The following is a 12,182-nucleotide window of genomic DNA, read 5'->3' as shown; positions in this document are numbered from 1 at the left end:
TGTTGTTCCGTGTCCCGGAATCCGATGCGTCCACCGTCGCCGGGCGGCCGGTCACTGCGCTGACATCGCGCTGACACCGGTGCCGCGCCTGACCTGACGGGACAGGAAGTTCCACATCAGCCCGGCCACGGAGGACGGCCAGGCGTGGGTGAGCCCGGGGAATACGATGGACTGCACGGCGGCGCCGCCGTGGCAGCCGCGCCACGTCGTCACCACCGCCGGGCCGGTCCGCCGCGTCGAGGAGTGTGCCGGACAGAAGTTCAGTGCCCGCCAGGTCGTGGTCGCGTGCTGCACCACCTGGGCGCCGTGCTGGAGGATCCGGTCCGCGGTCCCGGCGGCGACGAGCGCGGACAACCCTGCCGCCGCCCGGTTCGCGCACGTCGTGGGCGGGGCGGCGCCGTAGGTCGCGAACGCGGCGAAGGTGGCCGGCGAGACGCACGCGAGGTGGAACGCGAGCCGCCCGCCGTTGCTGTAACCGACGAGGTAGATCCGCCGCGGATCGGTGCCGAACGCCCGCGTGGCGTCCGCGACCACCGCCTGCAGGAACGCCGTGTCGTCGACGTGCCGACGGGCCGCCAGACCACAGCAACCGCTGCCCGCGTTCCACGACTGCCCGATTCCCGCCGGATACACGACATCGGCGAGCCCGTTTTCCGCGAACCGCAGAAAACCGGTCCGGGTCGCCATATTCCGGACATCCATTCCGCGACCGTGCAACACCACCAGCAACGGCAGTCCGGAATGGGCGGATTCCGCCCGCACCGCCAGATAAGTCCGTCCCGCCACCACCCGGGTCGTCATCGAAACCCCTTGCGCCACAGCGGACACCGAACCGCCGACGAGCAGCACGCACAGGACGCTCACCAGGAACGCTTTCCACCACCGCACGGAATCAGTTTGACCGGAATTCCGTGGGGCGCGGGTGAGCACAGCGTTTTCTCAGGCGGTTCTCACCGGCCGCCCAGAAAGGGGGACGACACTCGGCCGGGTCGTTCGCCGAACCAGAGGAGTGCAGATGGCCGTGATTTCCCGGATGCTGGAGGTGCGCGCCCAGGACCGGCCGGACGAGGTGGCCTTCCTCGACGGCGCGGACGGGCGCGAGCTGACCTGGCGTTCGGTCGCGGCCACCGCGCGGCGCTGGCGCGAACTCGCCCGCGATCTGCCGCCTCGCACCCGGATCGGCCTGGTGGCAGCGGATCCGCTGGCCTTCACCGCCGCCTACCTCGGCTGCCTCGCCGCGGGCCTGACCGCCGCGCCGGTCGATCCCCGCCTCACCGCCGCCGAACTCGGCACCGCCCTCGACCGGCTGCGCGCCGCGGTCGTCGCGACCGACCAGCCGGACCTGGTGCCCGGACACCCGACCTGGGCGCTCGACCGCGACGGCCCGCGTCCCGTCCGGACCGGTCGCATCCGCGCCGACGGCACCGCGCTGCGGCCCGCGGTGCTGCTCACCAGTTCCGGCACCACCGGCGCGCCCAAGGGGATCCCGCTCAGCGAGTGGCAGCTCGTGCGCGCCGCTCGCCGCGTCGCCCGGCACCACCGGTTCGGCCCCGGCGAGCGCGGGTACACGCCACTCCCCCTCTTCCACGTGAACGCGCAGGTGATGGGCCTGCTGGCGACCGTGGTCAGCGGCGGCTCGCTGGTCCTCGACCGGAGGTTCAGCGCCGTCGACCACTGGAACCGCGTCGAGCGCTGGTCACCGACCTGGCTCAACACCGTCCCCGCGATCCTCGCCTCGCTCGCTGGGCAGCCCGCGCCGCCGGACCACGTCGTCCGCCGCATCCGGTTCGCACGGTCAGCGTCGGCGCCGTTGTCACCGGAGATCGCGCGGCGCTTCACAGCGCGCACCGGCGTCGGTGTGCTGGAGACCTACGGGATGTCCGAGGCCGCCGGCCAGATCACCGCGAACCCGCTCGAACCCCGGCTGCGCCGCGCCGGCTCGGTCGGCCTGCCCGTCGGGGTCGGTGTCGTGGTGGCCGGGCCGGACGGCGCGGTGCTGCCGCCGGGCGAACGCGGCGAGGTTCGGCTGCGCGGTCGTCAAGTGGTGAGCCAGTACCTCGAACTGGACGGTCTCAGCGAACGGATCCGCCCGGCCCGGACGCCGGACGGGTGGCTGCCGACCGGTGACGTGGGCGTGCTCGACGAGCACGGGTACCTGACGCTCGCCGGGCGCGTGGACGACGTCATCAACCGCGGCGGCGAGAAGATCTACCCGCAGGAGATCGAGGACGTGCTGCTCGCGCACCCGGCGGTCACCGCGGTCGCGGTCGTCGGCGCGCCGGACGAGCGCCTCGGCCAGGTTCCCGTCGCGTTCGTGACCGGACGGCCGGACCCCGGGCTGGCGCGGGCTTTGCACGGCTGGTGCGAACAGCGGCTGGCCCGCTACAAGCGGCCGTCGGTGATCGAGGTGACGACGGCCCTGCCGCTCGGCCCGACCGGGAAGGTGCTGCGCCGTGAACTGCGCGCCGCGGCGGGCGGCCGGTGAGCCGGGGCGGCGCGCACCTGCACTACGTCGACCTGGTGCGGGTCCTGACCGTCGGGCTGGTGATCGGCCTGCACGTGCTGGCGCTGGCGCCGTTCGCGCCGGGCGTGCCGATCGGCGGGCTGATCATCGTCTTCCACGTCAGCCGCGAGGTGTTCTTCCTGCTGACCGCGTTCGTGCTCACCTACAGCACGGTCCGCAGGCCGCGGTGGCGGGAGTTCTGGCGACGGCGCTACCTGTTCGTGGTCGTGCCGTATCTGCTGTGGACGGTCGTCTACTTCCTGGCGAACGGCGGACCGTACTCGGCGGCGGCGTTCGTCCCCGAGCTGCTCACCGGCACCGCGCGCTACCACCTGTACTTCCTGCTCGTGTCGATGCAGATCTACCTGGTGTGGCCGCTCGTCCGGGCGCTGATCGCGGTGACCCGGCGGTACCACTGGGCGCTGCTGGCCTTCGCGGTGGCGTTCCAGCTGGTGTTCTCGCTCGCCGTGCAGCAGCAGTGGGACCTCGGCGGGCTGTCCGGGTGGGTGCACGCGCCGGACGCCTGGCTGCCCAGCTACCTCGGCTACGTGCTGGCCGGCGCGCTGGCCGGGACGCACCGGGAACGGCTCGTGGCGTGGACCCGCGCGCACGTTCCGCTGGTCCTCGGCGGCTGCGTGGCGGCGCTGGCGCTCGGTGTGGGTGTCTACTTGGGACAGGTCTACTCGGCCGGGACACCGCCGCTGGTGGCCAGCATCGTGTTCCAGCCCGTCGTCGTGGTGGAGAGTTTCGCCGTGGCCTTGGCGTTCCTCGCGCTCGGTCTGGTGTGGGCGGAGCGCGGGACGCCGTGGCGCGGTCTGGTCCGGGCGGCCTCCGACGCGTCGTTCGGCGTCTACCTGGTCCACCCGCTGCTGCTGCAGGGCCTGCTCCTCGCGGTCGTCGCCGCCGGACCCGCGCAGCCGCCGGACGCGGTGCTGCTGCCCGTGCTGGTGCTGGTGGTCGTCCCGCTCGTCTACTCCGCATCCGGCCTGGTCACCGCACTGGCGCGGCGCACCCCGGCCAGCCTCGCCCTCACCGGGCGGCCCCGGCCGCGCGCTCGCGTGCCCGCGCCCGCCCTCGTCCCCACAGGAGGAACCCGATGAACACCGGTGTGACCATGGTGATCGACCCCGGTCTGCCGACCGGCACGTTCACCGACCTGGTGGCCAGCCACGGCGACCACATCGACCTGCTCAAGTTCGGCTGGGGCACCGCGCTGGTGACCAGGGACCTGCACCGCAAGATCGCCGTGCTGCGGGAAGCCGGGATCGGCTGCTACTTCGGCGGCACGCTGTTCGAGCACTACCTGGTGCGCGACCGGCTGGACGACTACCTGGCGTTCGTCGACGACGCCGGGGCGACCCACATCGAGGTGTCCAACGGCACGATCCCGTTGTCGCAGCACGACAAGGCGTTCTACGTCGAGCGGATGACCCGGTACCGGCCGGTGCTCGCCGAGGTCGGTTACAAGGACGCGGGCCGTTCGGCGAGCCTCGGGCCGGGCGACTGGGTCGCCGCGATCGCCGAGGACCTCGCCGCGGGCGCGGACTTCGTGATCACCGAGACACGCGAGAGCGGCCGCAGCGGCCTGGCCCGGGCGGACGGGCACGTGCGCGAGGACGTGCTGCACGCGGTGATCTCCGCGGTCGACCACCGGCGCCTGCTGTTCGAGGCGCCGACCAAGGACCTGCAGGTCGAACTGATCCAGGCGCTCGGGCCGTCGGTGAACCTCGGCAACATCGCCACCACCGACGTGCTCGGCGTGGAAACCCTGCGGCGCGGGCTGCGCGCCGACACCCTGATCCAGCTCACCCCCACTCTCGAAAGGACCGTCCATGCGTGACCCCAGGGACGCCTGCCACGTCGCGATTCCCGCCCGTGACCTCGACGAGGCCGTCGAGTTCTACGTGTTCGGCCTCGGCGCGAAACTGGCGCGCCGCTACGACGACCGCGTGACGTTCGACTTCTTCGGCGACCAGCTCGTGTGCCACCTGTCGGAGACCGTGCCGGCGGAGGCGGTGGCCTACCCGCGGCACTTCGGGGTGAGCTTCGCGCGGGCCGAGGACTTCGACCGGCTGGTGCGGGTGGTCGAGCACCGGAAGCTGACGGTGCTGTCCGGGCCGTCGCTGCGGTTCGAGGGGACGGCCGAGCAGCACCGGACGTTGTTCCTGGCGGACCCGTCGAACAACGTCCTGGAGTTCAAGAACTACGACGACCCGCGGTTGCAGTACTGATGGCCGTGCACCTGGTGCGGCACGGGCAGAGCGCGTGGAACGTCGCCGGCCGCGTGCAGGGGCAGTCGCCGCGGGCGGGTTCGCTGACGGCGGCGGGGCGGGCGCAGGCGGCCGCCCTGGACGTGACCGGGACGGTGCTCGTGTCGAGCGATCTGCCCAGGGCGCGGGAGACGGCGGAGATCATCGCGGCCCGGCTAGGGCTGCCGGTGCTCGTCGACGCCGGGTTGCGGGAGCAGCGGCTGGGCGCGCTGGAGGGCAGGCGGTTCGCCGAGGTGCAGCCGGTGATCGACGGCCTGTGGGCGCACCCGCTGCGGCTGCCGCCCGGTGGCGGGGAGAGCGTGGCCGACATGCACCTGCGGGTGCGGCGGACGCTGGGCAGGCTGGCGGCGCGGCACGCCGGGGAGGAGCTGGTCGTGGTGACGCACGGCGGCCCGATCCGGGTGGCGACCGCCGGGGTGGACCCGATGTCGGGGGCCGCCGTGCCGCGGGCGGCGGTCGGCAATGCGGCGGTGATCACTGTGCGTCCGGGCGCGGCCGTCTAGTCTGCGGCCTTGTGACTGTGCGCCTGGACCTCGAGCCCACCGGACTGGCCGTGCTGACGGTCGACGCCGGGCCGCTCAACCTGTACACGCTGGAGCTGCACGCGGACTTCGACGCCGCGCTGGACCGCCTCGGGGACGCGCGGGCGCTGCTGATCCGCGCCGAGGGCAAGGTCGTCAGCGGCGGCGTCGACGTGTCGCTGTTCGCCGCGCAGGAGACGCCCGGGCAGGCGAAGGAGCTGTTCGACCGGATGCTGGCGCTGCCGGACCGGATCGCGGCGCTGGAGATCCCGACGGTGTTCGCGGCGCACGCGTTGTGCCTGACGTGGGCGTTCGAGGTCGCGGTGGCGTGTGACCTGATCCTCGCGGCGGAGCGGGCGTCGTTCGGGCTGGTGGAGAAGGTCGTCGGCCTGACCCCGACGATGGGCGGCACGCAGCGCCTGGCCGCGCGGGCGGGCGTCGGGCGGGCCGCGGAGTTCGTGATGACGGGCGACCGATACCCGGCGGCGGAGCTGGCGCGGTGGGGCGTGGTGAACCGGGTGCTGCCGGACGCCGGTTTCGACGAGGCCGCGCGGTCCTTCGCGGCATCGCTGGCGGAGGGCCCGACCCGCGCCCACGCGGCGACGAAGAAGGTGCTGTCACACTTCGCGAACGGCGGCGTCGCCGAGGCGAACAAGCACATCACGTCCATCGCGGCGGACCTGTACCGCACAGAGGACCTGCGCAACGCGGTGCGGTCGTTTCTGGAGGAAGGTCCGGGGAAGGCGAAGTTCACCGGTCGCTGACCGGGCACACCGGTGGCTCGGCGGAGCCGTCGTGTACTACCCTTTCACTACTTGATTAGTGAAAGGGTTCTTGTGATCGAGTTCCGGATCGACCGGCGCAGCGGCGTGGCCACCTACCTGCAGTTGGTGCAGCAGGTCGAACAGGCGTTGCGGCTCGGCCGGCTCCGGCCGGGCGACCGGTTGCCCACCGCCAAGGAGGTGGTGAGCAGCATCGCCATCAACCCGAACACGGTGCTCAAGGCGTACCGCGAACTCGAACGCGAAGGGCTCGTCGAAGCGCGGCGCGGGCTCGGCACCTTCGTCCGGCGTTCGCTCGGGCACGGCGACGCGGTGGACGGCGCCGTGCTGCGCCAGAAGCTGGAGAGCTGGATCCGGGAGTCCCGCGCGGCCGGGCTGGAGCGGGAGGACGTCGAAGCGCTGGTCAAGTCGGTACTCGACGAACACCACTGGACGTGAAGGAGGGGGCATGGCGAGCAGTGACGCGTTGACGGCGACCGGCCTCGGCAAGCGCTACCGCCGGGGCTGGGCGCTACGGGACTGCGACTTTTCCGTGCCACACGGCCGGATCAGCGCACTGGTCGGCCCCAACGGCGCGGGCAAGACGACGTTGATGGCGCTCGCCGCCGGCCTGCTGGAGCCGACCGAGGGGCAGGTGCGGGTGATGGGCCGAGCGCCGGACAGGCGCGGGATTCCCGCGGACCTGGCCTTCCTGGCTCAGGACAAGCCGTTGTACCGCGGATTCACGGTCGCGGACATGCTGCGCGCGGGCCGGGCGCTCAACACCACGTGGGACCAGGCGTACGCGGAGCGGCTCGTCTCCGAGGCCGGTGTCCCGCGCACGGCGCGCATCGGCACGTTGTCGGGCGGCCAGCGCACGCGGGTGGCGCTCGCGGTGACACTCGGCCGGCGGCCGCGCGTGCTCATGCTCGACGAACCGCTCGCGGATCTGGACCCGATCGCCAGGGACGAGGTGATGCGGACCTTGATGGCCGAAGCCGCCGACACCGGAATGACCGTGCTGCTCTCCTCGCACGTGCTGTCGGACCTGGAAAACGTGTGCGATCACCTGGTGCTGCTCGCCGACGGGCGGACACGGCTGTGCGGCGACGTGGCGGACCTGCTCGCCGGGCACCGGCTGCTGGTCGGCCCCGCGGACGGCGACCTCGCCGCGGACACGGTGGTCGAGCGGCGCACGACGGCACGCCAGGTCACGGCCCTGGTGCGGGGGCACTCGCCCGCTCCCGGCTGGGAATCACACGAACCCACGTTGGAGGAACTGGTGATGGCGCACCTGCGGGCGGGCAGCGCCGCGGCACGCGCGCGGGAGGTGGCCGCGTGACCTGGGTGACCTGGCGGCTGCACCGCCTCCAGCTGCTGCTCGGTCTCGGGCTGATCGCTGCCGTCGCGGCGGTGCTGGTCGTCGAGCACGCGCAAGCGACCGGTTACCTGGCGGCCCACGGCATCGAGGGGTGCCATGTGGTCGACAGTGGACGGTGCACCGCCCCGGCGATGGCGGCGTTCGAGGACGCGTTCCAGAGCTTCGCGCGCAACTTCCCGATGGTGCTGCTCGGCCTCCCCGTGCTGCTCGGCATGTTCACCGGTGCGCCACTGTTCGCGCGCGAGTTCGAGCAGGGGACCCACATCCTCGGGCTGACGCAGTCGGTGAGCCGGTTCCGCTGGTGGGCGAGCAAGGTGCTCGTGGTGGGCACGCCGGTCCTGCTCGGCATGTTCGCGCTCGGCCTGGTGAGCGCGTGGGCCTTCGAACCGCTGCACTACGTGACCCGCGGAGCGATCATGACACCGGGTTTCGAAACGCAGGGGCCGGTCCTGGGCGCCTACACCGCACTCGCGTTCGCCATCGGCGCGACGGCGGGGCTATTCTTCCGCAGCACGCTCGCCGCGATGGCCGCGACGCTGCTCGTCTACCTGGTGGTCGTGATCGGGGTCGCGAACCTCGCGAGGGCCGATTACGCCGCGCCCGCCCTGGCCACGGCCCCCGTCACCGCGGAGAACCCCGTCCCGTATGACGCGTGGCGGCTCGGGGCGGCGTACTACGACGCAAGCGGCCACGAGGTCGCCTTCGAACCGTCCGCCTGCACGTCCGCCGACACCGCGCGGAGTTGCCTGGAGAACCAGGGAGTGGCGGCGCAACGGGCCGCGTTCCACCCGGCCGACCGGTTCTGGCTTTTCCAGGGGATCGAGAGCGGGATCCACGTGGTGCTGGGCGCTCTGCTCCTGGCAGCCGGCCTGTGGCGGGTGCGGCGGCGGGTCTTGTGACGCCGCCGGCTCCGGCCTGGCCACCCGCACCAGGCCGGAGCAGGAAGGCTCAGCGCTTGGCTTCGGTGGCCGGCAGGATCCTCCCCCGCACCTCGCCGAAACCGATGCGGCCTTCCGTGCCCGGGGCGGTCGCCGAGATGACCACCTCGTCGCCGTCCAGGAGGAATGTTCGTGGCTCGCCGTTGACCTCCATCGGCTCCTTGCCGCCCCAGGTCAGCTCGATGAACGCGCCGCGCTGGTTCTTCTCCGGGCCGGAGATCGTGCCGGACGCGTACAGGTCGCCCGTGCGCGAGGACGCCCCGTTGACCGTCATGTGCGCCAGCATCTGCGCCGGCGACCAGTACATCTCCCGGTACGGCGGGCGGCTGACCTCCTGCCCGTTCCACGAAACCGACAACGCGATGTCCAGCCCCCACGGCGACGACTCCCGCAGGTACGGCAGCGGCTCCGGCGACTGCTCCGGCGTCGGGACCCGCGCGGCCTCCAGCGCCAGCAGCGGCACCACCCACGGCGAGATCGACGTCGCGAAGCTCTTGCCCAGGAACGGGCCCAGCGGCACGTACTCCCAGGCCTGGATGTCCCGCGCCGACCAGTCGTTCACCAGCACCGCGCCGAACACGTGCCGCGGGAAGTCCTCCGTGGACACCGGTGAACCGAGCGGCGACGGCACCCCGACGATGAATCCCAGCTCGGCCTCGATGTCCAGCCTGCGGCACTCGCCGAACGTCGGCGCGGCCTCGTCCGGCGCCTTGCGCTGCCCGCACGGCCGCACGATGTCCGTCCCGGACACCACGACCGTCCCGGACCGCCCGTGGTAGCCCACCGGCAGGTGCTTCCAGTTCGGCATCAGCGGCTCGGCGTCCGGCCGGAACAGCCGTCCCAGGTTGGACGCGTGGTGCTCGGACGCGTAGAAGTCCACGTAGTCCGCGACCTCGACGGGCAGGTGCAGCTCCACTTCGGACACCGGGAAGACCGCACCGGCGGGCACCTCTCCCCGCACGAGGTCCGAAACACGCGCCCGGACCTCGGCCCACCGGTCGTAGCCCTGCGCCATGAACGCGTTCAACGACGGCCGCGCGAACACGTCGTCGCCCAGCGCCACCGCCAGGTCGACCACCGAGTCGCCCACCCGCACGCCGACCCGCGGCTGCGTCCCCGGCGTGGAGAACACGCCGTAGGGCAGGTTGTCCAGCCCGAACAGCGACCCCTCGGGGATGTCGATCGTGGTCACGCCGTCACTCCTCCTTCCAGCACCGAAGCCGGGACCAGTTCCAGGTCCACCAGCTCGGCCACCGGTTCGTCGATGCTGCAGGTCCCGAACGACCGGAACGACTCCCGCGCCGAGAAATCCACTTCGGACACCAGTTCGGCCACCCGCGCGCCGTCCCGCTCCGCGAGCAACGCGACCAGCTCGTCCTCGCCCGCACCGGAGCGGGCCGCCGCCGTCGCCAGCAGCAGGTTCAGGAACCCGTGCTGCTCGAACCCGGTCGACGGGTCCGTGTTCCGCACCGCGTGGTGCAGCCCGGCGGTCGCCTTGAACGGCACCCCCGCCCGCACCACGGCGTGCACGGCCGCGGCCAGCTCCGCCTCGTCCGGGTACAGCTCCGCTTTCACCCCGCCGGTCCGGAACTTCGCGGCGTGCCCGGTCTTCGCGCAGGTCGCGATCACCTCGGCGCGGCGGGAGTCCCGCGGCACCTCGACGAACACCGGCACGTCACCGGCCACCTCCAGCGCGCGGAAGAACTCCGGCACCGACGATTCCGCGGGCACCGCGACCTCGAACCCGGCCAGCCGCACCGGCAGGTCGGCGGCCCGGCCCAGAGCGTCCGGCAGCTGGGCCGGGCCGCCCGGCGCGGTCACCGACAGGTCGAGCGGCTCCGCAGCGACCGCGCCGAGCTCCGCGAGCGCGGGCGCGGCCAGGACCAGCGGGCCGACCAGGTCGCCGTAGCCCGACGCGAGGTGCGCGGCGTGGTCCGGCACCGCCCGCGGCAGGGGCTTCAGACCGGGCGGGAACACCGCCGCGTCGTCGAGGAACCCGGCGAACACGCTCACTTCGGCCCCCGCCCGGCCCAGGTCCACGCGTAGTTCGGGTCCTCGGCCGCGCGGCCGCCCTCACCCAGCTCCAGCGGGCGGAACGTGTCGACCATGACGGCGAGCTCGTCGAAGTACTCCACGCCGATGCTGCGCTCGTAGGCGCCCGGCTGCGGGCCGTGCGAGTGGCCGCCCGGGTGCAGCGAGATCGAGCCCTGCCCGATGCCCGAGCCCTTGCGCGCCTCGTAGTCGCCGCCGCAGTAGAACATGACCTCGTCGGAGTCCACATTGGAGTGGTAGTACGGCACCGGGATGGACAGCGGGTGGTAGTCCACCTTGCGCGGCACGAAGTTGCAGATGACGAAGTTGTCGCCCTCGAACACCTGGTGCACCGGCGGCGGCTGGTGCACACGGCCGGTGATCGGCTCGAAGTCGCTGACGTTGAACGTGTACGGGTACAGGCAGCCGTCCCAGCCGACCACGTCGAACGGGTGCTGCGGGTACACGAACCGGGTGCCGACGATCCCACTGCTGCCGCGGTGCTTGATCAGCACCTCGACGTCGGTGCCCTCGACCAGCAGCGGCTCGGTGGGCCCGTGCAGGTCGCGCTCGCAGTAGGGCGAGTGCTCCAGCAGCTGGCCGTACTTGGACAGGTACCGCTTCGGCGGCGTGATGTGCGAGTTCGCCTCGATCGCGTACGCCCGCACCGGGCCGTCCGGCACCCAGCGGTGGGTGGTGGCGCGCGGCAGGATCACGTAGTCGCCCTGGCGGAACGGCAGCACGCCGAACACGGTCTCGACGACGCCCTCACCGGACTCGATGTAGACGCACTCGTCACCGATCGAGTTGCGGTACAGCGGAGAAGCTTCGCCCGCCACGACGTAGGAGATGCGCACGTCTCCGTTGCCGAGCACGAGCCGGCGCCCGGTGACGACGTCGTTGGACTTCCACTCCTCGCCGGGGAACAGCTCGTGCAGCTTGAGGTGCCGCGGCCGGAGCGGGTGGTTGGCCTCGGTGGTCAGGTCCGGGAGCTCCCAGACCGTCGAGTCGACGATCGCCGACGGGATGTTGCGGTGGTAGAGCAGCGACGAGTCGCTGGAGAAGCCCTCCTCCCCCATCAGCTCCTCGTAGTACAGGCCACCCTCGGGCGTGCGGTGCTGCGTGTGCCGCTTCGGCGGAACCGCACCGACCTGCCGGTAGTACGCCATGACCTCGCCTCCTTGCCGGTCCGATGTAGTAAATGTATGTACTACTTCGTCGACGCGCAAGGGTCAGTTGCGGCCGCGCACGTCGAACTGGTCGCGGTTGGTGATCAGCTTGTCCAGCAGCATCACGAGAATGCGCTGCTCGGCCTCGGTGAGCACGCTGGTCCACTCGTGCTCCCGCTCGTTGTGCTCGCGGAACACCTCGACCATCTCGGCGCGGCCGCGCTCGGACAGCGACAGCAGCACCGAGCGGCCGTCGTGCTCGCCGGGCGTGCGCTCCAGCAGCCCGTCGGCCACCAGTGTCTTCGACAGGTTGGACACCGCCGCGCGGCTCATGCCGGTCAGCTCGGCGGCCTTCTTCGCCTCCAGCGGACCGGCCAGCCAGGTGACGAACAGCAGCCGGAACCCGGACCAGGACTGGCCGCGCGGCCGGTGGACGCTGGCCTCCAGGTCGTAGGTGACGATGTTGGAGGCCCGGTTCAGCGTCAGCAGCACCTCGGTGGCGAGCTGGTGCCGGAAGCCGAACTCCTCGGCGAGCCTGCGGTTGGCGAGCTCGACGAAGGACCAGAAGTCGAGCTCACCAACACCACCGTCCGCCATGACCGCAACCC

14 protein-coding genes are annotated in these 12,182 nt (G+C 72.1%); 9 read left to right on the top strand and 5 right to left on the bottom strand.

The annotated features are described in order from the left end of the window. Positions 1-51 precede the first annotated feature (51 nt). Positions 52-888, bottom strand: a complete 837-nt coding sequence (locus tag ABZ215_RS00930) for a PHB depolymerase family esterase (protein WP_354946852.1) — start codon at positions 886-888, stop codon at positions 52-54. A 127-nt stretch (positions 889-1,015) separates the two neighbouring features. On the opposite strand from ABZ215_RS00930, the gene ABZ215_RS00925 reads away from it, so the two are divergent. From ABZ215_RS00925 to ABZ215_RS00885, 9 genes are all read left to right on the top strand, one after another. Beyond that, positions 1,016-2,485 carry an AMP-binding protein gene (locus ABZ215_RS00925; RefSeq protein WP_354946850.1) on the top strand — a complete coding sequence of 490 codons (1,470 nt, stop codon included), beginning with the start codon at positions 1,016-1,018 and terminating at the stop codon, positions 2,483-2,485. Next, positions 2,482-3,603, top strand: coding sequence for an acyltransferase (locus ABZ215_RS00920; protein ID WP_354946848.1), 1,122 nt, complete (start codon positions 2,482-2,484; stop codon positions 3,601-3,603). Before ABZ215_RS00925 ends, ABZ215_RS00920 begins: the two co-directional genes overlap by 4 nt. After that, positions 3,600-4,343, top strand: coding sequence for a phosphosulfolactate synthase (locus tag ABZ215_RS00915; RefSeq protein WP_354946846.1), 744 nt, complete (start codon positions 3,600-3,602; stop codon positions 4,341-4,343). Before ABZ215_RS00920 ends, ABZ215_RS00915 begins: the two co-directional genes overlap by 4 nt. Next, positions 4,336-4,734 carry a VOC family protein gene (locus ABZ215_RS00910; protein ID WP_354946844.1) on the top strand — a complete coding sequence of 133 codons (399 nt, stop codon included), beginning with the start codon at positions 4,336-4,338 and terminating at the stop codon, positions 4,732-4,734. Before ABZ215_RS00915 ends, ABZ215_RS00910 begins: the two co-directional genes overlap by 8 nt. Then, positions 4,734-5,276, top strand: coding sequence for a histidine phosphatase family protein (locus ABZ215_RS00905; protein WP_354946843.1), 543 nt, complete (start codon positions 4,734-4,736; stop codon positions 5,274-5,276). Before ABZ215_RS00910 ends, ABZ215_RS00905 begins: the two co-directional genes overlap by 1 nt. A 17-nt stretch (positions 5,277-5,293) precedes the next feature. After that, positions 5,294-6,058 (top strand): enoyl-CoA hydratase/isomerase family protein, encoded by a 765-nt coding sequence (locus ABZ215_RS00900; RefSeq protein WP_354946903.1) that lies wholly within the window; start codon positions 5,294-5,296, stop codon positions 6,056-6,058. Between the two features lie 72 nt (positions 6,059-6,130). Continuing rightward, entirely contained in the window at positions 6,131-6,514 is a 384-nt protein-coding gene (locus ABZ215_RS00895) for a GntR family transcriptional regulator (protein WP_020416741.1), read from the top strand. A 10-nt stretch (positions 6,515-6,524) separates the two neighbouring features. Beyond that, positions 6,525-7,397 carry an ABC transporter ATP-binding protein gene (locus ABZ215_RS00890; protein WP_354946840.1) on the top strand — a complete coding sequence of 291 codons (873 nt, stop codon included), beginning with the start codon at positions 6,525-6,527 and terminating at the stop codon, positions 7,395-7,397. Next, on the top strand, positions 7,394-8,335 hold the full coding sequence (locus ABZ215_RS00885; RefSeq protein ID WP_354946838.1) for an ABC transporter permease: 942 nt from the start codon (positions 7,394-7,396) through the stop codon (positions 8,333-8,335). Before ABZ215_RS00890 ends, ABZ215_RS00885 begins: the two co-directional genes overlap by 4 nt. Positions 8,336-8,384: 49 nt before the next feature. Here ABZ215_RS00885 and fahA read toward each other — a convergent pair whose 3' ends face one another. The 4 genes from fahA to ABZ215_RS00865 all read right to left on the bottom strand — a co-directional run bounded on the left by fahA (position 8,385) and on the right by ABZ215_RS00865 (position 12,171). Beyond that, entirely contained in the window at positions 8,385-9,566 is a 1,182-nt protein-coding gene (gene fahA, locus ABZ215_RS00880) for a fumarylacetoacetase (RefSeq protein ID WP_354946836.1), read from the bottom strand. Beyond that, on the bottom strand, positions 9,563-10,414 hold the full coding sequence (locus ABZ215_RS00875; RefSeq protein WP_354946834.1) for a hypothetical protein: 852 nt from the start codon (positions 10,412-10,414) through the stop codon (positions 9,563-9,565). Before ABZ215_RS00875 ends, fahA begins: the two co-directional genes overlap by 4 nt. Next, entirely contained in the window at positions 10,384-11,574 is a 1,191-nt protein-coding gene (locus ABZ215_RS00870; protein WP_020416736.1) for a homogentisate 1,2-dioxygenase domain-containing protein, read from the bottom strand. The genes ABZ215_RS00875 and ABZ215_RS00870 overlap by 31 nt, the downstream gene beginning before the upstream one ends. 63 nt (positions 11,575-11,637) lie before the next feature. Beyond that, positions 11,638-12,171 carry a MarR family winged helix-turn-helix transcriptional regulator gene (locus tag ABZ215_RS00865; protein WP_020416735.1) on the bottom strand — a complete coding sequence of 178 codons (534 nt, stop codon included), beginning with the start codon at positions 12,169-12,171 and terminating at the stop codon, positions 11,638-11,640. Between the last annotated feature and the right edge of the window lie 11 nt (positions 12,172-12,182).

The sequence above is a fragment of the Amycolatopsis sp. NPDC006131 genome, assembly GCF_040614175.1.
GTDB classification, from domain to species: domain Bacteria; phylum Actinomycetota; class Actinomycetes; order Mycobacteriales; family Pseudonocardiaceae; genus Amycolatopsis_E; species Amycolatopsis_E tucumanensis.
The sequence above is the reverse complement of the archived record's forward strand: the minus strand, read 5'-3'. Positions and strand labels throughout refer to the sequence as shown.